The sequence below is a fragment of the Psychrobacillus glaciei genome, assembly GCF_008973485.1.
GTDB classification, from domain to species: Bacteria; Bacillota; Bacilli; order Bacillales_A; family Planococcaceae; genus Psychrobacillus; species Psychrobacillus glaciei.
In genome coordinates, this window is the sequence record NZ_CP031223.1 from 2,067,137 (window position 1) to 2,092,152 (window position 25,016).

Consider the following 25,016-nt stretch of genomic DNA (forward strand, 5'->3'; position numbering starts at 1 on the left):
TGTATAATGGAAGAAAGTATTTGAATTGGGAGTGTGAATGATGAAAGAGGCATTAAAACAGTTAGCAGTACGAAAGAAAATGACAATCTCGTTAGATGAGCTAACTGCATTATTCTATGAAGAAGGACAAACATATGAGTCAATAGCTACGCTGATTTTGAATTTTGAAAATGATCATGTTCTACAGCCAGTAAGAGCTTCTGGACGAACAACTCGCACTCCAAGTGTTGCTTACAATTATCGAATTATGAAAGCTACTATAAAAGAAGCTAGCCATGGGGAGCTACATCAGTATAATCAGCACTTTCATGAATCTATACGATTAGATATGTATTACAAGCTACCTGCTGAGACTTTCCACCAAGACCTACCTTTTTTACAACTTATCCATAGTTATATAGAGAAGAATGGTTTACCCAAAGAAGATGTTCCTGCTCCTGAGCGTAGTGCAGAAGTCGTTGGAAATGAAAAATGGATCGACGAACAAGGTGGAAAAGTATTACTAGAGCGAGTGCAGCTTTGGGAACACTTAAAAATCATTCCAGTTTCCGATCCGCTAATGATGGCTGTTAATCCGAAGATGCTACAGAGATCAGGACAAGTCCATCTCATAGTTGAAAATAAGACGACTTATCAAGCGCTGTTGCCGGTATTACCGGAAAGCCTTTTCTCTTCTCTAATTTACGGCTGTGGCAATAAAATCGTCAAAAGCATTGAACAATTTGACTGGCAATTGCCAATGATTGGCGTAGAACATAGCTTTTTCTATTTTGGTGATATTGACAGATCTGGTTTAACTATTTGGCATTCTTTAAATAAAAAACAGCGAACAAAACTAGCCACTCCATTTTACGAAGCTTGCTTCAAAAAAGCACCTTTCCAAGGAAAGGGCAATCAGCGAAAAGACGTCGAGGCTATAAAGGCTTTCATAGCAGAATTTTCAGAAGGACATGAGATTGAAAAGTTACTAGATGAAGGATTTTATTATCCTCAGGAAATACTTAACTCTGTAGAACTTGGGGCGATTTGGAGGGAATGGTCATGGAAAATCATGAATGGGAAGGACTGACAGATGGCTATAAAGAACGAATGCGTCGTCTAGCTCTTTTTGATTCGTTATATGAGCTACAACGTAAACAGAAAAAAGATGTTAATGGGTTTACCATTGATATGCAGGGACTTGGATTACTCACACTGCTTTTTTTCTTTGAACATAAATTATTACGAAATAATAAGGCAGGAAATATTGAACTGGCAGCCTATCTCTCTCATATTACAAGGCAAAAACACGAACTATCACCAGGCCAAGAGGAGCTACTTTCTAAAGAGCTCATTGAAGCATTTCGTCCACCTGATGGGAAAAAACGTGCATATGTATTTTACAACTGGGAAACAGGACTAGACGAAACGATTACTTACTCCATTTTGAAAGATAATAATTTTGATGCATCTTCTGGTCGACAATTTTACACATTAGATGAGGATGGTTTAGAACTAATTTTTGCTACGAAGGAGTTTTATAGCGAATACCAGTTATCCATTAACCAGCTTATGATACGCAAGCAACTTGAAAAAGGCGAGTATGGCAGTGCACTTAGGCAAATTAATGAAATGCGCATTAATGTGGAGACACTTCGGGAAAGAATGATGAAGCTAAAACATGAAGTATTACGAAATATTGTTTCAGAAGATACATTCGAGCGATACAAAAAATTATTAGAAGATATCCGCTTTCGTTTGACTCGTGAGAATGAAGAATTCGTTGAACTTGAAAGCTTTGTTCATGAAACTCGAATTAGACTTTTCGAAGAGGATTACCATTTGGAGCAGCCGAAAGCGTATAGCTACATTCTCTCTATAACAAAAGAAATGGAAAGTGTACATAATGAACACTCGAGACTATTAACCGAAAGTCAAATCCTTATTAATGATACACTCGTTGCAGCACAGCAGTCTCTCTATTATCTGGGGGTAGAAGCATTCAATTTTAAACAAGACATATTATTGCCCATTGTTTCAAAGCCCCTGCCTCTTGAAACAATGAAAGGGGTTTTGCATCCTTTCTTCAAGCTACCACAAGCACAGCTATGGTCACCACTAAGCGTATTGCAAGAACAGAATTTCCGAGAGGAGCGGGAAGAAACAGTTGATGATGCTTTTATGCAGTTAGACGACGAACTTGTTAATAGCGCCGAACAGCAATTGTTGAAAGAACATTTTAACACCTACTTGGAAGTATTGCTTGAACTGATAGATGATGGGGTATCAACACTTTATGAAATTATCGAACGGATGCGTGGAACTGAAAAAGAAGCCTTTTTTCTTCAGAGCACATTTTATCATTTTTTATTATATATTCATCAGCGTTCGCCTATTCGGTATGATGTGGAAGATAAGGAAGATGAACAAATCAAAAACACATTTTACGAAGCATTTAAACTACTTGGTACAAGTGAAATGAAAATTGTTGAGTTAAAGGAAACAATCGATGTAACTAAACGATATTCGATTCAAAATATGTCATTTACTTTAAGCAAGGAGGTAGAATTGGATGCATTATAGTGAAGAAAAAGTGATTATGGCATTTCAAGCGTTCCGTGAACTTGCGCGTGACGGGATTGTAGGAACTGAGTGGTCAACTGTATATAAAGCAGATGACGATGTTCGAGATTTGCTCGATTTATTCGCAAAAGAAATGGCATGCGTTAATGTACCAGTGGGCAGTAGTTTATATTTGATTCCTGAAACAAAGATGTCTCCATTCCATGTGAATAACGACTATCTGAAGAAAAACTACTTGAGGGCTGGAGCAGTGAATGCAGATATTTACTTAATGTATTTTTCAACGCTCATTTTGTTCGGTTATTTTTATGATAGCTATCAAACGAAAGAAGCAACGCGCGATTTTATCGGAATAGAAGAATGGGTTCGTGAAGTGCACGACAAAATTCAGTCGCTAAAAGAGCATGATGAAGAAACATTAAAAAAAGAAGAGCTAGCGTTTTCTTATAACTGGACGCAAATCATTTCTAAGTGGGATGACATGAATGATGTAAGAGAAAGTGCAAAGAGACAATCAGGAAATACGATTAGTAGGTTAAGTTTTTTAGATGGAGTAAAACGATTTTTACTTGATCAAGAGTTAGTTCGGGAACTTGGGAATCAGGAAATTACCTTAACGGAAAAAGCGAAAATAATTATCCAAAAATACTTTATGGACTTGGATTATAATAAAGGTATTTTTGAATTCATTTACAGAACAGAGCAGGGGGAGAATCATGCCGGCAATAAGTAAAATACGATTTACAAATGTTGTGTATGAGGACGGTCAGAAACGTTATAATGACGATTTGTTCCGTTTCGAAGGATTTAATGGAGCAGTTGTGCTGGAAAACGGTGGGGGAAAGACTGTTTTTATACAAACCTTATTGCAAGCAGTTATCCCGCATACCGAACTAGGAGAACGTAAAATACGGGACACGCTTAAGCTAGAGGGCCCTGCACATATTGCTATAGAGTGGATTATTTCTGAGAAACCTCGTCGGTATGTAATGACTGCAGTGAGTTTATTCTTGATTGATAACAAAGTAGATTCATTTCGATATGTGTATGAATATGGAGCAAATGATTCAGATGGAATAGAATACATACCTTTCGTAAGCAATGAAGGAAAACGAGCTGCGGAAAAGTATGAAATCCAAGAGTATTATGCAAGAAAAACGCAGCATTCGCCACTTGCTAAGGCATTTGGAACAATAAAATCTTATCGTCACTTTTTGGAAGAGCAGTACCATATTATTTCAGATGAATGGGATAGTATCGTGAAAATCAATAAAAACGAAGGCGGTATTGAAGCCTTTTTTGATGAATGTAAAATTGAAAAGCATTTATATGATCGGCTTATAATTCCCACGATTGAAGCATCTATCACTGGGTTTGACTCGGGGACATTTGCCGACACGTTTGAAGAGCAGCAAAAAAGCTTTAAATTGTATAAAGAGCTACGAGCACAAATTGCAGAGTACCAGTCTATTGAAGAAGAACTGACTGCATTCGTAAGGGTGAATGAAATACTGTATACAAATACACAGGAATATAAGGAACGTAAAGCTGATGCGAAAGGAATTTCTGTATTAGCATATAAGCAAAAAGAACAAGTGGAGCGGGAATTAGAACTTCTTCAGCAATCCATGAATAATCTTGAATTTGTACAAGCACAACATGGAATAAAGATGGACTCCTATACGATTGGCTTGAAAGAGGAAGAACTTGCTACGGTAAACAGGCATTTGAATGAGCTTCTAACAGAGAGTGATCGAATACGTTCTGCACTATACCAGTTAGAAAAGAATTATTACTCTTTACAGCTTTCCAAACAACATTCCATCATAAAGAAACAAATAGAGTTAACTACGTATTACAAAGAAGAAATGGACCGACTTGATGAAGATTCAGATGCAGTAGACTTTGCTGCAGAATTATCGGCGATTCATCAACAGATGAAAGGGCACTTTATTGAACAGCAAGAGAAGCTAGAAAAAGAGCATCAAGGGCTAAAGTATGAATCAAATCCAATTGAAGAGGCATTATTAACTTGTGAAAAAGAAGAAGAAGCACTTAATAGTAATAGGAAAATCCTTGAAAAGGAACAAATCGAAAGAACGACACATATGGAGTTCTTAGAACAATCCATGCGTAAAATTCGTCACTCCATTCTTTCTAATGTGGACCAAGAATTGATTTCAACACGGTTACCTGAATGGATACTGAAACATGCTCAGTTAGATGAATCTATTGTTTCAACGCAAAATGAAGTGAAAAAGTCTCGTGAAACTCTTTTAGACTTGCGGATAAAAAAAGAAGAACTTCAGGAAAAAAATAAAAAAGATTCTATTAACCAAGCAAACTTAGAATTGAAACTTTCTCAAATGAAAGAAGCTCATTTAGCACAAAAAGAAAAGTTAGCAAATCTAAGCTTTATTTTTAGTAGAAAAGATTCGTTATATATGACGCAAAGTTCAACAGAACAAGAGTTGTTACGAACAATTGGACGTTTAAAAGATGAAAAAGAAGATAAGCTCACGCTTGAACGACTTGCATTCCGTTTTATCGATGATTATGGGTCACAGGACGTATTTTTTGCAGATCCGTATTTAGAGAAACAATTGATCAATTGGTCAAATAGCATCGGATTAATCGATACTGGTATTCGCTACTTAAATCGACTTGGTTTACCAATGAAGGAGCAGCTTTCAAAGTTTCCTAGCTGGCCAGTGACGCTCATTACGACAGAAGATAAAAAGCAGGCACTGATAGACCGAGTAACAAATATTCAAAGACATTTACTTCATCCAATACATGTAATTGATTTACAAGAAGCGAAATTAATGACAGAAAGAGGGACTGAAGAATCGTCTCAAGTCATATTACCTTTGCACTGGCAAGGTAATATGCAAGAGTCCTCCTTCGCCGAATGGAAAGACTCTCTTCGTACAGAAGCAAAAAAAGTAAAAGAAGAGCGACAAGAAGTAGAAGAACTACTTCGAATTTGGGAATCAGCTTTCGGTTCACTCAAGCAATTTTTTGAAGATTATCCTTATGAAAGGGTAAAGGAAATCGAAGATCTAGAGCGTACTATAAAGGAACAGATACGTGAATCTGAGCGTGTTTATACACGTTTACAAAGTGAGATTTCTGAATTAGAAAATAGATTAGTTGTGACTGAACGCCAGATTTCGGACAAGAAGGAAGAACTTGCCGGTTTAGCGTACAAAATTACCGAAGGGCGTAAACATGAAAATGAAGCAAAAGAAGTACTTCGTTTGAGAGAAAGTCTGGAAAGCATTCGACTGGAGCTTATCAATCTAGTTGACGCAGCTAGACAATTACAAAATCGAAAAGCTTCTTTTGGAGAAGAAAAAGAAATTCTTCGTGAAAAAATGGCTTCAAATCGAACAAATTTGGATTGGTTAACTAGAGATGAATTTTATCAATTAGTACAAAATGAAACTCCTGTTTTTTCCGAGAATTCACTTGCGTTATTAAAATCTAAAGCAGAAAATGTACGATTTGCTCTGCATAAAATTTCAAGTTCTCGTGGTGAATGGGAAACGAAAATGAACAATGCTACGGAAAGAAAAAAAGATGCAGAGCAAGTTATATCTAGCATACAGGATGACTGGTCTGATTTTGACGAACATCTTCACTTTCCTAGTAATGGAGATTTACAAATGGAAAAATTACGTAATCGAATTCGAAATGAAAAGAGCTTATTAAAAAATGCAGTAGATAAGTATACGGAGCAGGACAAAAAAGTTACGGTAGTATATGCCAAATGGAATGAATTGAAAAACTATTTTCATCTTACGCATCCCAATACTACTATTCATGTATTTACAGAAGCACTGCATATTGTCCAAAATATACTATTGGAAGAAAAAAACAAAATCGTTGATCAATTAGATAAGCTACAGAACGGTATGGATCAATTTAACAAAGAATTAGCGAATATTCATCAGTCAATAGCAGAACTCGATAAGTTTAATGAAGCACATCATTTTCATTCGACATTCATCGAAGAGAAAAAGTTAAATGAACAAGAAGTAAATGAATTCACCTATGCTCGAATGAAGACAGTAAAACGTGTAACGACTGCTATGAAGGCAGCGAAAGGGATAGTTGAAGTGGAACAGGAGCGGGTGTCGAATAAACGTATTGAATTCAATGATTACGTCAGAAGTAATATGTCCGATGCGAAAATGCGAGATAATTTATTTCAAGGGCTTGAACACAAACGTGATTACCTAGAACTTGTTGCTTTCCATCAAAATATTCGTTCCAAAATGGAGAGTATTATTCGATTTAACGAAGAAAGTATACGTTGGCATGATGAACAGTTAGAACATTTTGTTACCCATATGCATGAACATGCACGGACCGTGGTACGTGAATTAGAGATAATACCAACAAAGACACGTATTAAATTTGCTTCTGATACAAAACAAATCTTTCACTTCCGTATTCCTGAATGGGAAGAAAAAGATGGACTTTCCAGGTTAAGAGCATATATTGATGAAATTCTTGGATGGATAGAAAAAGATCGATATCTTGATATGGAAGGTAAAGTTAATAACGCGAAAATTCGTACGGATGTTGAAAAATGGTTTGCAACACCTCAGTTGCTAAGGATAATTTTGCAAAATGGAGAAATGAAAGTGTCTTGTCGTAAAGTAACGAATAATAACGAAGTAACGTCTAAATCATTCTCTTGGAAAGAATCGAATGAATGGTCAGGTGGAGAGAAATGGAGTAAAAACATGACTCTTTTCCTTGGATTACTGAATTATGTTGCAGAAAAGAAAAAGCTACTCAATACATCTATGAAGAGAAATCGTGCAGTTATACTAGATAACCCATTTGGGAAAGCATCTAGTGAACATGTTTTAAGTCCGGTATTTTTCATTGCCGAAAAGCTTGGTTTTCAAATTATTGCACTGACAGCACATGCGGAAGGAAAGTTTTTACGTGACTATTTCCCAGTTATCTATAGTTGTCGTTTACGTGAAGCTAGGGATTCATCCAAAAAGATTATGACAAAAGTGAAGACGGTAAATCATGCGTTCTTTCAGGATCATGAACCAGTTGCATTGGAGCGATTAGGAGAGTCAGAGCAGCTGTCATTATTGGATTAAGCTCATTCTATTAATGGAATGCAAAAGAGCAAACCTTTATCTTTAGAGGTTTGCTCTTTTAAAATGCTAAATGTCTATTATGATAGGCAAAATCATAGGACTTCTTTTCGTTCTACTGTACAAGAGTTTTTCGATAGAACTTTTTATATTTTGTTTTAACACACGCTGGTTCCTATCTTTTGAGTTCTTAATCGTTTGACTAACAGATTGATTTACCTCTTTTATCAGTTCCTCAGCCCCAGGTCCATAAACGAATCCACGTGAAATAGTATCAGGACCAGTTATGATTTTGTTCCCTGATTTACTAATGGTAATTACGATGACTAGCATACCATCTTCCGAGAGGAGTTTTCTATCCCGCAAGATGATGTTTCCCACATCACCTATCCCAAATCCATCTACGAAAATGTTCCCAGCATCAATACTACGTGTATGAATGGCCTCTTGATCGACAATGTCAACTACATCACCATTATTTAATATAAATATATTATCCTTTCTCACACCAACAGATTCGGCCAATAAACTGTGATGGCGAAGCATGCGATATTCACCATGGATGGGGATGAAATATTTTGGTTTCATTAGTGTGAGCATAAGTTTTAACTCTTCCTGACAAGCATGACCTGAAACGTGCATTCCTGTAACATTACCTGATCCATAAATAACTTTAGCTCCTAATTGAAATAAATTATCTATTATTCTGGATACACTCCGTTCGTTTCCAGGTATCGGACTTGCAGCAAAAATAACAGTGTCTTCTGGCAAAACTTCAACTTGACGGAAGTTGGAGCTTGCTAATCGAGACAATGCGGCCATAGGTTCTCCTTGACTGCCAGTGCATAGAATGACCACTTTTTCAGGGTTCATCGTTCTCACTTCATTTGTCTCCATTAGCATTCCGTCTGGAATCTCTAAGTATCCTCGATCCATAGCGACGGATACTACGTTAACCATGCTACGACCAAGTAAAACAAGCCTACGATTCGTTTTTAAAGCCGCATTTACTATTTGTTGTACACGATGAACATTGGAAGCAAATGTGGATATAAATACTTTCCTCGGTGCATGACGGAATGCATCTTCAATATGATCGCCAACTAATCGTTCGGAAGGAGTTGACCCAGGTCTTTCTGCATTGGTACTTTCTGATAGTAAAAGTAATACACCATTTTGACCTATTTCCGCCATTTTATGAATATCTGGAGCATGATTATCCACAGGGGTTAAATCAAACTTAAAATCCCCAGTATGTACGATTGTCCCTTGTGGCGTATGAAATGCAATTCCCAAGCAATCTGGAATACTGTGACTTGTTCTAAAAAATGTTGTTTTAATAGTTCCTAATCGAATAGTTGAATCCTCATCAATTAAAAATAGTCTCGTTTCTCTAAGAAGCCCATGTTCTTTTAACTTTATTTCAATCAAACCAAGTGTTAGATTCGTAGCATATATTGGTACATTTAGTTGTTTTAAGAAATAGGGAATACCCCCGATATGATCTTCGTGTCCATGGGTAACAATTAAAGCACGGATTTTTTCTTTATGTTCCTGTAGAAAGGAAATATCCTGGATGATTAAATCAATGCCTAGTAGACTTTCATCTGGAAACTTGGAACCACAATCTATTATCACGATATCATCTGATGACTGAATGATATACATATTTTTCCCTATTTCATTTATTCCACCCAGTGCAAAAATGGAAAGTTGAGATTCACTATTATTCAAATATATCTCCTCCAATTGATTGATCCTTTTAGTATTCCCCTTCATTTGATTTTTATGAGAAATTTGTAAAAATGTTGGGATACTATTACTCATTTAGGGTATAGACTTTAGAAAACGTTGTATATAGAGGTTGTACACCTATTGGAGAGTGATTTAATGAAAGGATTTTTTGTTTTATATGAATTTTTCATTTTCTTATTAATCTTATTGTATTTAACCATTATTATCGCAGGGTATACTAGCAGCGAGATGCTAAGCAAAGAGCAAATAAGATGGATTGATTACAGTTTTATTGGATATTTCGCCATAGAATATATTATAAGATTATATAAATCGGACAATAAGCGAAAGTTCTTTAAAGAAAATATTTTTGATCTAATAGCACTCATTCCTTTTGATGCATATTTTAAAGTGGCTCGTTTAATGCGCCTTGTTCGTTTAGTTAGAATTATGAAGGTATCAAAGACATTACAAGGTGTTTTTAAAACAGGTGGTCTAACCTATGTATTCATTTTTACTTTTCTTGTGATGATGTGGGGAGCAATAAGCAATTTCATCTTTGAAAATGGACATAACTCTAGTATTAAAAGTGTTGGTGACTCTATCTGGTGGGCTATGGTAACCGTCTCAAGTGTAGGATATGGGGATATATATCCGGTTACTATAGGAGGGAGAATTGTTGCAGGCATATTAATGCTAGTTGGCATTGGTTTGATAGGTTCCATTACAGGAAGTATGGCTATTTATTTTTCTAATATCGAACGGACTATTCAGTTAGTAGATGATCCACTTGATCACGATGAGAATGATTTACATACCTATATTACAAAACAAGTGAAGAAAATAGATACTTTAGATGAGGAAGGGCTAGAGCATCTTATAGATTCGATAAAGGTGCTATACAGGAAAAAAATGAAAACCGGAAAGACAATAATTGATATTGAAGAAAATAGCGGAGGTTCTAAAGATGATATGTAAGAAGTGCAGAGGGACAGGAAAAATAAGCGTTTTTTTGCCTGTGCCAATGGAAATAAAATGCCCAGTTTGCAAAGGCACAGGACAAATTTGATACGATAGTTAAAGTAAGACTTTGAATAGAACGTGTGTATGAAATAATGAGCATGTAATAGGTAAGGAACTCAACGTATGTTGGTACACACTCCAGAAGGAAGGAGTAGTACCGGTGACAGTATTTGAAAAATTAATGCTTGCAGTAGCATTTGCAGCATTGATGGTATCAATTCTATCCTTTAAACAAAAAAATAAGCAATTCTTGAGTTAGTACTCGGGTGGGTTATCCTAACCATTCAGCCAATCCCCTTGAAGGAGCCAATTCTTATTTTTGGTCGTTTGATGCGACAACATCAAGCGGTATTTTTTTAAAGATAAGAAAGTATATAAATTTTGGATGCTAGTAATCCAGTAATAGTAAGAATTCATAGTAGAATTTCAAGGGTTTGATCTTGGTTTTTTTTAGTTTTAACGTCCACAGTGTACATGAATCAGTGCGTGTATGATTAGAGTAGGTGGTACTAGAGAAAAATAGATAGCATCCATGTATAAAGAAGCGCTGAGCTGACGAAATTGCATCTTGCTAAGAAAAATGGAATTTCTATGAGTGAACTTATCGAATATAGTATCCAATTATTAAAACAATAAGAAGTCCAGCAATGAGACCTCTTATTTACTTTTTAATATTTTAGTTTACATAATATATATTATATGGAGTTGCATCTCATTGTTAAAGTATACTTGAAACATTGAGATATTCGAGGGGAATTTAGATTAATTTAATATTTGTGTAATTTGCAAAATCACCTTTTATCAATTTTAGTTTTATACCTAATTGATTCATTTCAATTTTTCTACTTTAATACTGGAAATTCTCCTACAACTTCCACTAATAAATTCTGAAAAATGATTTTTATTAAGTATTTGTTCAAAAAGCCCAATTAATAAAACCAAGCGTAAACAAGGAATTGACATTGCTACACTTGGTTTCTTGATAATTATTAATACTATTTCATACCAGATCTAAAAATACTAATTAGATAATCCTCTTCGCAAAAATCATCAATATGTTGGAATAAATTTTTAGAATAGAATTCTCTTAATTTTATATTACCAGCCCAACAATCTAAATATAGTACTTTGTTTAATCTTTGAGCACTAGTACATGCAAATTCAGTTATTTTATAGCCAATCCCACTTCCCTGATATTCGGGAAGGATTGCAATTTTTGATAAATATAAGCTTTTAGGTTCTATTGTATGTTCACCTATTTTATCAATTGTTTCAATAAAAAAAGTACCAATTACATTTTCATTATGCATTAATTTATATAAATTGTTACCACTAATGGCTTTACAAATATTCTCAGAGTCTCATGGGATAAGACCATTGATTGATTTATTTTATAGTTTTGCAAAGCAATCGTACTTTATTTAAAACTTCTAGGATTTGTGCTAAATCATTTAATCCCGCCAATTTTATTATCATCGGATTCCCCTATACTTTTTATTAGGGAGTTTTTTCTACTAAATCATTAATCATGTTATATAAGTCTTCACCTTTAGCAACATATTTTTTTGCAAGAGACCTGTTCGACTTTAGTATTTCAAAAATAATCTCTTTCGAAGATTCATCTTGTCCTATAAATAAAACAATATCATACGAAGCATCACGATTATCCGACTTCAAAATTACAATATAATTAGTAGGATTCATATTTCTGTCCTTGAAAGGTTCTTTTAAACCCTTTACAGGTGTATCTCTTAGTAAAACCATTAAATCCGAAACCTCTTCTTTGGAAAGTGTGATGTGCTTATTATCTTTATGATTATCTGACACCTTATCAATCTCTCCTGAACGATACGATTCAAATGAAAATTTGTTCACAACTCTATCATATATTTTAATAACTGTAGTTACATCATACATTAGGTGATTGATATAACCACCTAAACTGAACATAGCAACAAAAACTACGATTCCTGTCCAAATCCATCTTCTCTGTTCCTTTTTTCTCTTTAACTCCCATTTGTCATCATCTTCATCTTCTAAATAATAAAACTTATTCATCTCTTACACCTCCTATATCTCTAAAAAAATCGACAAAAATGAATGAAACCTACTTACCCACTTACGGAATCGATAGCTAATATCTTGTTATAAAGGGCATTAAATAATCTAATATGTGTTGCATACGAAAGTTGGTTGGGTTAATCGACAAAAAAAGCTTGTAATGATTCAACAAATTCACATCATGAAAGACTACTTAAATGTTCGTGTATTAACTTCCATTCATACTCGTTTTCTTTAATAAAAACATTTGTTGCTCGTCCACTTCCAGAAACAAACTTGCCATCATAATAACCTTCATAATGATATGTATATATACAAGTTGCCGTTTTTTCATCAGCTGCTAACCAATGTACATTGAAAGCAGAATAAACCTCTTCTTTAATAACTTCCCATGCATTTTCAAAATAATTTTGAATTTCATTAATAGTTGTACAAGATTTATTGGAAAACCAAAAAACTGCATCCGGATGTAACAATTGTTTTACGATTTCAAAATTGTGCGTATTTGTTGCATTAATATATTTGTCTAAGCATTGTTTATATCCCATAAAAATCCCCTTCTCATTGGTTCAATTACTACCTAAATATATAATGACAATGCTAATTTATTGAGTTAATTTAAAAATTAGCATGTAATTATTAAAACATAGACAATGTTTACTTTATTAACTGGAGCGACAGTCGGTGACTCCAGCGGAGGTAGACAGATGAGCCATCACAAACGACTTGAATGCGGCGTTGATGAATTATCGCACTCCTCGCGAAAAGCCTCCGACGATAGCGGAATAGCACTGAATGATGAAATTTATTCTATTTATATGTATTAAAGTCTAGACAGCCAACTTTATTTGCGACATCTTTGTCTCCTCGTATTCATTTAATAGATTTCAGAATTATATAATAAGAGTATATGAATAAATAGTCACTAAGGTCAATTTTTATATGAGTTCTATAACTGGATTGTATAGTATAAATAAAATTGAATACATTAAAAAAGACTGTTTGATGCGTCAACACCGAACAGACTCGCAATAAAATAGTATCTCTTCAGAGGCGATCAGCGATTACTAAGAGTAATTTACCCAATGCTTGCTATGGTTCAGGGGCGGTTTACTTTTTTTCTTTTGAAAAAGCAAAAATGTAGACAATTAAACCAGCGAACGCTACTGCGAACATCATGGATTCGAAAGTCATCATATACAACATCTCCCTTCCCTATTCTTGTATACAACCAGAAATAGTAAATAGGAATAAAGGAAATGCTGACTGCCCATGAACACACCATTTCCGTGATATCCAATATGAATTCCGGAACTTGTATTTTCACAAAGATTAATATACGCTATTCCTTGAAAGAAATAATTACTATAGGAGTGATTTAGATGGCAAAATCTGCAGCATATAAAAAACGTGCTCATCAGCTTCGAAACACTGGAAAAGATGTATCTACTTTTCGAAGTGATGTGGATTTTAGTACGCATGTACGAATGACTAAAACAAAGAAAGAAAAATTACAACAGTATCAAAATAAATATAAAAAGCATTTCCAACAAGGTTTACGCCCCGATGGAAATGCTTTTTATATTGCTTAAATAAAAGCTATTCTATTTTTTTTCATTCTCCATATGAAAATGGACGTTAACGATACACTAAGCAGTCCAAAGACAACGACCATGTATTGCATACCGATGACGTCTAAAAGCGCTCCTGTCGATAGTAAAACAACTTGGAAGGCTATTCTATCTAACATACTTCGGAATGAAAAGAATCTACCGTGAAATGCTTTAGGTATTTGCTTCTGAAAAATAGTCATTGCTGTGGGGTAGAAACAACCAAGCGAAAACCCTAAAACTGCAAAAGTTATAAGCGTTAAGGACGGACTGGCAGCAAAGTATAATAATAGCTCAGCGGTACCTATTACAAAGACAAATGTAAAAAGAATATTGTTTATTTTCCATTTAGCGCCTATATACTTTACGGCAAGCGTACCAAGCATAAAGGCAACCCCTTCAACAGCATAAATGGTTCCTTTAATTGATGCAGAGTCCTGTAATACACTAATATTAATAATGAGCAAATTAAATGATCCTAAAAATAACACTGGAACAAGCGTTAAAATTAGTGTCATGAGAACTGCAGTATTATCCTGTAACATTGGGAAGATTTCTTTAAATCCCCTATTCCCTTTTCCATCTTTTAGAGCTACTTTTTCTTTTTCCTCTATCTTAAGAAAACAGGTAAACACTAATAATCCCGCATATGTAATCATCGAAACGATATAGAGCGATTGTATGGGCCAATATGCAAGGACAAGTCCCGCAATGGCAGTTCCAGCTACACGTGCAATGGTGGATATATTCATATGCCAACCATTAAGTTGTAATAACTCTTTTTGTTTTACAATCAACGGTAATGTTGCTTGCAAAGCAGGAAAATAAAAGGAAGCAGATAGTTGCAAACTAATTAGAAATAATACCATCCACCAAATAGATCCTGTAGCAATTGCAACAAACATAAATAAAACACTAATAACCCGTCCAATACTTGACACGATTAACACTGTTTTTTTCTTCGATTGATCAATAATCCTCCCTGCAAGTGGACCTATTAACACACCTGCTAATAGTCCACTTGCAAGAATTAATGATTTATGAAAATCGGATGGAACTTTTTCTTGCATAAACTCCAGATTGCCAATAATGCCACTCCATAAGCCAAGACCAGCAATCAATTCCCCTAGTAACACAATCCAAACATTTGCATTTCTCCACATATTATTCCCTTATTCTTTCTGTTCGATTGGCCGTTTCCACACTCGAACAAGTTTACCTTCTTTTTCAGTATCTACGATAAAGGACCCATTTGAATATCGATCAGTTGGACGAAGCGTATTCGATTGAACGATTTCCTGAACCCCTTTTTCCGTTTCTAATACAAGCTCATCTGCTTTATTCGTTAAAACAACTGCAAAAACTCGGTGCGCATTTGTTTTTAATTCACGGAGGGTAACAACTCCTCTTTTCGCACGACCACCTGCTTCAATTTCTTTTAAGCCCATTTTTTTCACAGATCCACGATGTGTAACTAATGTAATATCATCATGACTATTTTGAGTAATGACATTTACACTTACGACATAATCATCGTCTTTTAAGCTGACACCTTTTACTCCACCCGTTTTAACACCAGTAACTGGTACTTCATCTAATGAGAATCGAACGGAGTAACTATAATAGGTCGTTAATAATACTTCATCGGAAGGTGAGACAAGCTGTGCCAGTATTAATTCATCTTCTTTTTTAACATTCATTGTTTTTATCGGACGAGCATACCGTTGAACCACATAATCGGAAAGTAATGAACGCTTGATTTGACCTTCTTTCGTTGCAGTAAGTATACAAAGATCAAGATCAAATGATTCGATTCCTATTACGTTAATGATCGATTCATTTGTATCTAAAGGAACAATGCTGGAGATATGCTGACCAAGGTCTTTCCAACGAATATCTGGTAATTCATGAACAGGCTGATAAATATAATTGCCTTTTGAAGTGAATAGAAGTAAATGATGCTGCGTATTAATTGGTTCTTTGTATAATAAATAATCAGATTCCTTAATAGCAAAATCTTGTCCATTAGATGCGGTAAAAGAACGTAAACTAGTGCGTTTAACATAACCATCTTTTGTAACGGTTACGATTACTTCTTCACTTGGAATTAAGACATCTAATGTAACTTTTATTTCTTCAATTTCATCTTCAATAATCGATTTACGTGGTTCTGCAAATTGTTTCCTTACTTCTAATAGTTCTTTTTTTATCACTTTGAAAAGAACTACTTCGCTTGCTAAAATGCTTTCTAGTTTTTTTACTAATGCATTTAAAGTTTCTTCTTCTTTTTGTAGTTCTGTAATATCTGTATTTGTTAGTCTGTATAGCTGCAATGAAACAATTGCCTCTGCTTGAGCTTCTGAAAAGTCAAATGCGGACATTAAGTTATTTTTAGCATCACGTTTATCCTTAGAAGCACGGATTGTTCTTATTACATCATCTAGAATGGATAATGCTTTCATTAAGCCAGCAACAATATGCAGACGTTCCTTTGCTTTTTTCAAATCAAAGGCAGTTCTTCGAGTTACAACTTCTTTTTGATGACCGATATAAGAATCTAGTAACAAAGGTAATGTCATCATTGTTGGTCGTCGGTTATGAATAGCAATCATATTAAAGTTATAAGTTACTTGTAAGTCTGTATTTTTAAACAAAAATTGAAGTATTCCATGAGCATCTACTTCTTTTTTCATTTCAATTACAATACGAAGGCCAGTGCGATCTGACTCATCTCTTACGTCCGCAATACCATCAAGACGCTTATCATGGCGTTGTTCATCTATTTTTTTGACTAAATTTGCTTTATTTACTTCAAAAGGGATTTCGGTAATAACTATTTGTTCTTTTCCGCCCTTGATTGTTTCAATTTCTGTCTTCGAGCGAATGACAATTTTCCCTTTACCAGTTTCATAAGCTCTCTTTATACCTTCTACTCCTTGAATAATTCCTCCGGTTGGAAAATCTGGCCCTTTTATTACTGTCATTAGTTCATCGATTGTAGCAGCAGGGTTTTCGATCCGCATTAACACTGCATCCAATGCTTCATGTAATGCATGAGGCGGAATATCTGTTGCATAACCAGCGGAAATACCAGTAGATCCATTGACTAATAGATTAGGAAAACGTGCTGGTAAAACAACTGGTTCTGAATCAGAGTCGTCGAAATTTGGAATATAGTCTACTGTGTTTTTATTGAGATCGCGAAGAAGTTCATGTGAAATAGCAGAAATTCTTGCTTCTGTATAACGCATTGCAGCTGGTGGGTCCCCATCAACAGAACCGTTATTACCGTGCATTTCCACTAACATATGGCGAAGCTTCCAGTCCTGGCTCATCCGTACCATTGCTTCATAGACTGAACTGTCTCCATGCGGATGATAGTTACCAATTACATTCCCTACTGTTTTCGCAGATTTACGGAAAGGTTTATCGTTCGTGTTTCCTTCTTGGAACATAGCAAATAATATGCGGCGTTGAACGGGCTTGAGCCCATCTCTCGCATCTGGTAGTGCACGGTCTTGAATGATGTATTTACTATAACGTCCAAACCGATCACCGATCACTTCTTCTAGTGGTAAATCTTGATAACGTTCGGTTTGTGTCATACTAACTCATCCTCCGTGTGAATTCTTTCATTTTCTAAAATATTGGAATCATCCTCTAAACCAAAGTTAACATTCGCTTCAATCCATTTACGACGAGGCTCCACTTTATCACCCATTAAAGTCGTAACATGTCTTTCTGCTCGAGCACCATCTTCAATTGTCACTCGAATTAACGTGCGTGTTTCGGGATTCATCGTTGTATCCCATAATTGGTCTGCATTCATCTCACCAAGCCCTTTATAGCGCTGTAGCATGAATCCTTTTCCAATTTTTTGGGATGCAGCATCTAATTCTTTTTCGGTCCATGCATATTCAAAAACTTCTTTTTTACCAAGTCCTTTATACACTTTATAAAGAGGTGGTAATGCAATATAAATTTTTCCATTCTCAATCAATGGTTTCATATAGCGATAGAAAAAGGTTAATAAAAGTACTTGAATATGTGCTCCGTCTGTATCCGCATCTGTCATAATAACAATTTTATCATATGCAATGTCGGCTATTTGGAATTCTGCACCAACTCCACCACCGATAGCATGGATAATAGTGGAAATCTCTTCATTTTTCATAATATCAGCAAGTTTCGCCTTTTCCGTATTAATTACTTTTCCACGTAAAGGTAAAATTGCTTGGAAGGTACGGTCTCGTCCTTGTTTAGCAGACCCTCCTGCGGAATCTCCTTCGACTAAATAAAGTTCATTTTTAGCAGCATTCCGAGATTGAGCAGGAGTTAGTTTACCAGACAAAAGCGTATCAGAACGTTTACGCTTTTTACCATTACGCGCATCTTCTCTTGCTTTACGAGCAGCTTCTCTCGCTTGCTGCGCACGAATTGCTTTTCGCACTAAAGAGGAAGTGAGTTCAGCGTTTTCTTCCAAAATATATTGCAATTTTTCTGAAATGACACCATCTACAGCACTTCTTGCTTCACTTGTTCCAAGTTTCCCTTTTGTTTGTCCTTCAAATTGTAGTAAATTCTCAGGAATACGAACAGAAACTATCGCAGATATCCCTTCACGAATATCCGATCCTTCTAAATTCTTCTCTTTTTCCTTCAATAAACTGGTTTTGCGAGCATATTCATTAAAAACTCTCGTTAATGCTGCTTTTGTTCCTGTTTCATGCGTTCCGCCATCTCGTGTACGAACATTATTTACAAAAGACAAAATCGTTTCTGAATATCCGTCATTAAACTGAAAGGCAAATTCTACTTCTATTTCATCTTGCATACCTTCTGTGTAGAAAACTGGATGTAGAATGTCCTTATCTTCGTTCAAATAAGATACAAAAGCTTCAATGCCGGTTTCATAACAGAAAATATCATGAGCACCCGTTCGCTCATCTGTTAATTCGATTTTTAGTACCTTTAGAAGAAAGGCGGATTCTCTTAATCTTTCGCATAATGTTTCGTAATTGTATTTCACTACGGAAAATATTGAAGTATCCGGCAAGAAATGTACAGATGTACCTGTCTCTTTAGTTGTTCCAATTTGTTTTAAAGACTGAGCAACTTTTCCACCATTTTCAAATCGTTGAATGAATTTCTTTCCGTCACGATGAATTACTACTTCTACATAGGAAGAAAGCGCATTCACAACGGATGCACCTACGCCGTGGAGTCCTCCACTCGTTTTATAACCACCTTGTCCAAACTTGCCGCCTGCATGTAGGACAGTAAAAATAACTTCAGCAGTTGGTATACCTGTTTTGTGCGTACCAGTCGGCATTCCCCGACCAAAATCACGTATAGTGATACTTTGATCCTCATGGATAGTCACAATAATATGATTTCCAAAACCGGCAAGACTCTCATCTACCGCATTATCTACGATTTCATATACTAAATGATGCAATCCTCTTGCATCAGTAGAACCAATATACATACCAGGTCTTTTTCGAACAGCTTCTAACCCTTCTAATACCTGAATATCATCATCACTATAACTTGTTATTATTTCATTTTTACTCAATATATGTTCCCCTCCAAAAAAACAAAACATCTGTTCTTAACTATTCTTTAAGCCTACAAACAGATTGCTCTTATGTCAATACATAGCGTACATAGGTCAGATTTTAATTGTAAATAAATATCAAGTAGTTTGCAATCTACCTTACAATAGTTTTCTCTATTGGAATGCATTATTCCTTCTTTAGATTGAACAGAACTTAGCTTACATCGTAAACATAATAAGTTCAACCAATAAATAACTATAGTAGAATTTTTCAAGGTCTTATTTTCTTTGCATTGAACTATGCTTTACGTACATGGTAAACTAAGAGTTCAATATATTATTAGTTTCATAATTAAAGGAGTATGCTATGACTACGATTATTTTACTTATACTTGCGTATGTAATTGGTTCTATCCCTTCTGGTCTTTGGGTTGGAAAGTTATTTTATAATACCGATATAAGAGAGCATGGAAGCGGTAATTTAGGTGGAACAAACACATTCCGAACACTCGGAAAAAAAGCTGGTATAGCAGTTACTATTATGGATATACTAAAAGGAACTGTAGCCACGGCTCTTGGTTTACTGCCAATTTTCGAATCTACTAATGTGCATCCTTTAATACTTGGGATAATAGCAGTTGTAGGGCATATGTTCCCGATCTTTGCAAAATTTAAAGGTGGAAAAGCAGTTGCTACTTCTGGTGGGATTCTACTTGGGTATAACTGGCCGATATTTGTCTTATTAATAGTTGGATTTTTAATAGTTCTAAAGATAACTAAAATGGTGTCTCTCACTTCCATGATCTTAGCGATCGTTGCTGTGATCTATTCAATCATTTATTATTTCTCAGTGAAACATGACGTACCTTTAATCGGAATCGTATTACTAATTGCGATCTTTATCTTTTATCGACATCGCTCGAATATAAAAAGAATTAAAGCAGGAACTGAACCGAAAGTAAAATGGATTTAACCTAATGAAAGCTGGTGATTAGTTTGAAAATATTCATTTCTTCAGATGCAATGAACTGGTTCCATGAAGAAATGGAAGTAAAAGCAGGAGACAAAATTCGCTTCTATGCTCGTTATGGTGGGTCAAGTCCTTTGCATGATGGTTTTTCTATTGGCATGACAATGGATACTCCGATAATACCTTCTGTAACCATAACTATAGAAAATATATTATTCTTTATCGAGGAACTAGATGAATGGTTCTTTGATGGTCATGATCTCTATGTGGATCTCAATCCAAAAGCAGACGAATTAGCATATGCATATAAAAAAGCGTGAGCATGCCACGCTTTTTTATTTTCATAAAATATATAAATTAGACTGTGAACAACCCAGTAATACGAGAGCGATCCCCGACTAAGCTAGAGCAAGTCCCATCAATCCGAGAACACAATCATTTACTATGCGAGCGTTTTCCTCATTTGAATCGATTTAATTGTGCTAGTAGTCCTTCTTCCTTCAAAATGTCATATTCGTAATGTCCGAATAAATCAAAATGAGGATATCCTTCTTTTAAGTCAATCCATTCTTCTTTAAGTCCGTATTGTTTTCCCCATTCAATCAAAGTAGATAGATTGCTGCAGCCTACTTTTGTTACAGTCTTGCATCCTGGGAAGCGTTGATCGATCCAGTAATGGGTTAGAAATGCTATTTGTCCGTTCTTTACATGATTCTTCCACTCATCTAGTTCCTTACGCGTTATGCCAAAAGCCATTATTCATGTACCTTGGCAATTTCGACATATTTTGCATCCCAAGCAGGATCAACTTTCTTCAGAGAAATTGGTCGAAAGGTATCTTTCTTAACGATAACATGCTCTGATGTAGCAGTAGATGCAATAGTTCCATCCTTATGTACAATCTCATACCCATAAGTAGTTCGAAGTTTCCCATGGTTTTCAATCCATGTTCTAACAATTACAGTTTCACCGTATTTAGCAGAAGATTTGTAGGTAATATTCACATTTGTCACTGGAGATATATAGCCATGATCCTCCAGTCCAGCATATGTAAATCCTAAGTCTTGAATTAATTTAGTCCGTCCGATTTCCAACCAAATGACATAATTCGCATGATAGACAACACCCATTTGATCCGTTTCGGCATACCTTACTTCAATTTCTTTTTCGCTTATAAACATTTCCAAGTCACCTCTGAACCTATTATACAAAAAGCCATCCTTAAAAGCTGTAAAGGACTACTCTACAGCTAATTGTACTAATCTTTTTTTATCAATTTTACCAATCTCGGTTCGTGGAAGTTCTGCTAACATAATAATTTTTTTTGGAACTTTAAAGCTTCCAAGTGATTTTTTACAGTGCGAAATGATTTCAGTTTCATCGAAATCTTTTGGTTCTTTACACGTGATGAAAGCAGTTATACATTCTCCCCATCTCACATCTTCTACACCAATTACTGCAGCTTCTCGTATATTAGAATGTAAAAGGAGACACCGCTCCACTTCTTGAGGGTAAACATTTTCTCCACCAGAAATGATTATTTCTTTTTTTCTTCCGACAATAAAATAGTCTCCTTCTTCATCCCTTTTTGCTAAATCCCCTGTTCTCAACCACCCATTAATGAGCGTTTGATTAGACTCTATCTCCTTGTTCCAATACTTCGTGAATACATGCTTACCAGCAATATATAGCTCCCCAATTTCATTTGCATGACAAATTTCGCCTAATTCATTTATTATTTTCACTTCATTAAACTGCATACATTTCCCAACTGATCCTTTTTTACTCCGTGCTTCTTCCGGTAAAATAAAAAAGTTGTTTGGTCCAGCCTCTGTCAGACCGTATCCTTCCTTAAAGAGAATCCCTTTTTCTTCAAATCCATTGTAAATTGTTTTGGGACAAGGTGCCCCACCTGATAAAAAAACTTTGACAGTAGGGAATGTAGCTGTTTTTATATAATCTGTATCAAGCATTGCTTGATACATCGTTGGAACGAATAATGACATAGTCGTCTTATATGTATTTAAAGCTTTTAGAGCTTCTTCTGCATGAAAACGACTGCCAATGACAACAGTTCCGCCCGCCATTAAAACAGGAAGGCAAAGCGCATTTATACCTCCTGTATGGAACATGGGCATATAATTAAGGGTACAATCCGTTTCATTTAACCCCCAACTAATAATCGTGTTAATAGCATTCCAATTGACCGCATCAAAAGAGAGCACAACTCCTTTTGGTTTACCTGTAGTTCCGCCCGTGTAAATGATAAGCCATGGATCAGTTTGAGACCAATTCGAATAGGGAAGTGAAGATTCAGCATTATGATCATTCATATCCGTTATTAATAATGGTTTCACTTTTGTGAATTTACTACTAATTTTCCGATGTTCTTCATCATGTATTAGGAGAACTGGTTGACAATCCTCTAACATATATGAGAGTTCTAATTCACTTAATCGAAAGTTAAGTGGAACATATAGAATCCCCTTTAATCCACATGCAAAAATAATCGCAAATAGTTCGATTCGATTTTGAGATAAAACTACAATTCGATCCCCTTTTTGAAATTGTTGCTGATGAAAATAATGAAACCATTTAGATATTTGGTCTGTTAACGTTTGATAGGTCCATTGTTCCCCTGTTTGACTATCAATTAAAGCAATTTTCATTGGAGACAGTGCTGCTCGTTTATATATCCAAGTTTGTTCTGTATACAATTTGCACGGCTCCTTTCATTACATCATTATACCGCCGTCCACTTGTAAGACATGGCCATGCACATAATTGGACTCGTCTGAAGCTAAATATAAATAAGCATTCGCAATATCTCTTGGATCCGCGAGTCGTTGCAGAGCTACAACGGATTTCATTTGATCAATAATTTTATCTGGCATTTTCGCAACCATTGCTGTATTCGTAAAACCTGGTGCAACGGCGTTTACATTAATCCCTTTTCGTCCAAGTTCTTTTGCCCAAGTTTTCGTCATTCCTATCACAGCAGCTTTTGAAGCGGCATAATTTGTTTGCCCGACGTTCCCATAAACCCCCGTTACAGAAGAAGTATTTATAATTTTTCCATATCCCTGTGCAACTAAATATGGAACAACTGCTTGTGTACAATGAAAAACACCGGTTAAGTTGACATCTAGCACACGCGAAAAGTCTTCTACTGTCATTTTCGTTAACATTGCATCTCGTGTTATTCCTGCATTATTTACTAAAATATCAATTTTTCCAAAATGGTCGATTGTTTGTTGAACAAGAGAATCCACACTTTCACGCTTTGCAACATCCACTTGAATAAATTTTACTCTATAACCTTGTTCTGTTAAGGCTTCCTGTTGTTCTGCTCCAGAAGCTTCATCGTAATCTGCTAATACAACTTTCGCACCTTCTTCTGCAAAACGAAGTGCTGCAGCTAATCCGATTCCATTTGCTGCTCCTGTGATAATCGTTACTTTGTTTTGTAATCTCATGTTTCATTCCCCTTTGTAAAAAAAAGTTTCAATCCGATCTGTTAGCTGCTCCAAATCATCGATTAAAGGAGAGTGACCGCAATTGACTAACGGAATATACCTAGCATTTTCTCCTAAATCTGAAACTATCTCTTGTGTCATTTCTTCTGTAACCACGTAATCCCTATCTCCTCTTAAAATGAGTACTGGAATACTAATGTCTTTTGCTTGATTGGTTCCATCGTTTACGCCATTATGTCCACCGCTGATATTAAACGTGTTTAAGGAATGATACACATCTGCCAAGTTACGTTGGGTTAACATATCTTCTACATAAACCTCATAATGCGCTTCACAGGGCTGATTATGTGTATAAATCGCTGCATTCCAAACCGCTTTTAAACCTTCTCTATTGCTCGTATCGTATAATCCTTGCATTGCCATTGTTTTAGAAGGATCAGATTCCACTTCTTGTAGTGTTTGCAATCTATGCTCTAGATTTTGTGAACCATCAAGATTTGTTCCATAGAACGGGTACCCTCTTGTGGAAGCAGATGCTAAAAGAACGAGCTTCTCACAGTATTCAGGATAATCGGCAACAAATTGCATACAAATTGCCCCACCGGTTGACCATCCGATTAAATGAAATGGGTTTAACGATAATAGATCAACAAATTCCTTCAAGTCATCTGAAAAGTCTTTAATACCTTGCACTCGAGTAAAATAAGTGGACTCCCCAAAGCCTCTTAGGTCAATAGCATATAAAGTGAACTTCTTATCTATTTTTTCCATTAACAAATCCCAGTGTTTAGAGGATGTCATATTCCCATGTACTAATACAATCACGTCTTCTCCACCTGGACGTTCCCGAAAAGCGAAAGCTTCTCCATTTGCTAACAAAACCTTATGTAACTCCAT

20 protein-coding genes are annotated in these 25,016 nt (G+C 35.6%); 8 read left to right on the plus strand and 12 right to left on the minus strand.

The genetic code is table 11. From position 1 onward, the window contains the following. Positions 1 to 40: 40 nt before the first annotated feature. From PB01_RS09560 to PB01_RS09575, 4 genes are read left to right on the plus strand one after another with little or no spacing between them, the layout of a single operon-like run. A complete protein-coding gene (locus PB01_RS09560) occupies positions 41 to 1,069 on the plus strand; it encodes a Wadjet anti-phage system protein JetD domain-containing protein (protein ID WP_151699996.1) in 1,029 nt (342 codons plus the stop codon). Next, the gene (locus PB01_RS09565) at positions 1,042 to 2,562 is read left to right on the plus strand and encodes a replicative DNA helicase (protein ID WP_151699997.1); all 1,521 of its coding nucleotides are present in this window, start codon (positions 1,042 to 1,044) and stop codon (positions 2,560 to 2,562) included. Before PB01_RS09560 ends, PB01_RS09565 begins: the two co-directional genes overlap by 28 nt. Continuing rightward, entirely contained in the window at positions 2,552 to 3,295 is a 744-nt protein-coding gene (locus PB01_RS09570; protein WP_151699998.1) for a DUF6063 family protein, read from the plus strand. Before PB01_RS09565 ends, PB01_RS09570 begins: the two co-directional genes overlap by 11 nt. After that, a complete protein-coding gene (locus PB01_RS09575; RefSeq protein WP_151699999.1) occupies positions 3,279 to 7,691 on the plus strand; it encodes a coiled-coil domain-containing protein in 4,413 nt (1,470 codons plus the stop codon). The genes PB01_RS09570 and PB01_RS09575 overlap by 17 nt, the downstream gene beginning before the upstream one ends. A gap of 66 nt (positions 7,692 to 7,757) precedes the next feature. Here PB01_RS09575 and PB01_RS09580 read toward each other — a convergent pair whose 3' ends face one another. After that, positions 7,758 to 9,422: a ribonuclease J gene (locus PB01_RS09580; RefSeq protein ID WP_151700000.1), complete on the minus strand. Its 1,665-nt coding sequence runs from the start codon at positions 9,420 to 9,422 to the stop codon at positions 7,758 to 7,760. Between the two features lie 156 nt (positions 9,423 to 9,578). Here PB01_RS09580 and PB01_RS09585 point away from each other — a divergent pair, with 156 nt between their 5' ends. After that, a complete protein-coding gene (locus tag PB01_RS09585) occupies positions 9,579 to 10,400 on the plus strand; it encodes an ion transporter (protein ID WP_151700001.1) in 822 nt (273 codons plus the stop codon). 1,040 nt (positions 10,401 to 11,440) lie between these two features. Here PB01_RS09585 and PB01_RS09590 read toward each other — a convergent pair. The 3 genes from PB01_RS09590 to PB01_RS09600 form a co-directional block, all read right to left on the minus strand. Next, on the minus strand, positions 11,441 to 11,755 hold the full coding sequence (locus PB01_RS09590) for a GNAT family N-acetyltransferase (protein ID WP_151700002.1): 315 nt from the start codon (positions 11,753 to 11,755) through the stop codon (positions 11,441 to 11,443). Positions 11,756 to 11,942: 187 nt separating this feature from the next. Next, on the minus strand, positions 11,943 to 12,503 hold the full coding sequence (locus PB01_RS09595; RefSeq protein WP_151700003.1) for a hypothetical protein: 561 nt from the start codon (positions 12,501 to 12,503) through the stop codon (positions 11,943 to 11,945). A gap of 182 nt (positions 12,504 to 12,685) precedes the next feature. Next, the gene (locus PB01_RS09600; protein WP_151700004.1) at positions 12,686 to 13,054 is read right to left on the minus strand and encodes a YybH family protein; all 369 of its coding nucleotides are present in this window, start codon (positions 13,052 to 13,054) and stop codon (positions 12,686 to 12,688) included. An 834-nt stretch (positions 13,055 to 13,888) separates the two neighbouring features. Between PB01_RS09600 and PB01_RS09605 the strand changes: the two genes are divergently transcribed. Then, on the plus strand, positions 13,889 to 14,098 hold the full coding sequence (locus PB01_RS09605; protein ID WP_151700005.1) for a hypothetical protein: 210 nt from the start codon (positions 13,889 to 13,891) through the stop codon (positions 14,096 to 14,098). Here PB01_RS09605 and PB01_RS09610 read toward each other — a convergent pair. From PB01_RS09610 to parE, 3 genes are read right to left on the minus strand one after another with little or no spacing between them, the layout of a single operon-like run. Further along, positions 14,095 to 15,279: an MFS transporter gene (locus PB01_RS09610; protein ID WP_151700006.1), complete on the minus strand. Its 1,185-nt coding sequence runs from the start codon at positions 15,277 to 15,279 to the stop codon at positions 14,095 to 14,097. The two genes, PB01_RS09605 and PB01_RS09610, sit on opposite strands and share 4 nt — an antisense overlap. A 9-nt stretch (positions 15,280 to 15,288) precedes the next feature. Next, a complete protein-coding gene (gene parC, locus PB01_RS09615; protein WP_151700007.1) occupies positions 15,289 to 17,721 on the minus strand; it encodes a DNA topoisomerase IV subunit A in 2,433 nt (810 codons plus the stop codon). Next, positions 17,718 to 19,721: a DNA topoisomerase IV subunit B gene (gene parE / locus PB01_RS09620; RefSeq protein WP_225986237.1), complete on the minus strand. Its 2,004-nt coding sequence runs from the start codon at positions 19,719 to 19,721 to the stop codon at positions 17,718 to 17,720. The genes parC and parE overlap by 4 nt, the downstream gene beginning before the upstream one ends. A 319-nt stretch (positions 19,722 to 20,040) precedes the next feature. Here parE and plsY point away from each other — a divergent pair, with 319 nt between their 5' ends. Then, positions 20,041 to 20,646, plus strand: coding sequence for a glycerol-3-phosphate 1-O-acyltransferase PlsY (gene plsY / locus PB01_RS09625; RefSeq protein ID WP_151700009.1), 606 nt, complete (start codon positions 20,041 to 20,043; stop codon positions 20,644 to 20,646). A gap of 23 nt (positions 20,647 to 20,669) precedes the next feature. Further along, a complete protein-coding gene (locus PB01_RS09630) occupies positions 20,670 to 20,963 on the plus strand; it encodes a HesB/YadR/YfhF family protein (RefSeq protein WP_151700010.1) in 294 nt (97 codons plus the stop codon). 139 nt (positions 20,964 to 21,102) lie between these two features. On the opposite strand, the gene PB01_RS09635 is transcribed toward PB01_RS09630, so the two are convergent. The 5 genes from PB01_RS09635 to phaZ are packed head-to-tail and all read right to left on the minus strand — an operon-like array spanning position 21,103 to position 25,016. After that, complete coding sequence (locus PB01_RS09635) at positions 21,103 to 21,399, minus strand: hypothetical protein (protein WP_151700011.1); 297 nt, start codon at positions 21,397 to 21,399, stop codon at positions 21,103 to 21,105. After that, the gene (locus PB01_RS09640; RefSeq protein ID WP_151700012.1) at positions 21,399 to 21,824 is read right to left on the minus strand and encodes an acyl-CoA thioesterase; all 426 of its coding nucleotides are present in this window, start codon (positions 21,822 to 21,824) and stop codon (positions 21,399 to 21,401) included. The genes PB01_RS09635 and PB01_RS09640 overlap by 1 nt, the downstream gene beginning before the upstream one ends. A gap of 57 nt (positions 21,825 to 21,881) precedes the next feature. Continuing rightward, entirely contained in the window at positions 21,882 to 23,360 is a 1,479-nt protein-coding gene (locus PB01_RS09645; RefSeq protein ID WP_151700013.1) for an AMP-binding protein, read from the minus strand. 18 nt (positions 23,361 to 23,378) lie between these two features. Beyond that, positions 23,379 to 24,119, minus strand: a complete 741-nt coding sequence (gene fabG, locus PB01_RS09650) for a 3-oxoacyl-ACP reductase FabG (protein WP_151700014.1) — start codon at positions 24,117 to 24,119, stop codon at positions 23,379 to 23,381. Between the two features lie 3 nt (positions 24,120 to 24,122). Next, positions 24,123 to 25,016, minus strand: coding sequence for an intracellular short-chain-length polyhydroxyalkanoate depolymerase (phaZ, locus tag PB01_RS09655; RefSeq protein WP_151700015.1), 894 nt, complete (start codon positions 25,014 to 25,016; stop codon positions 24,123 to 24,125).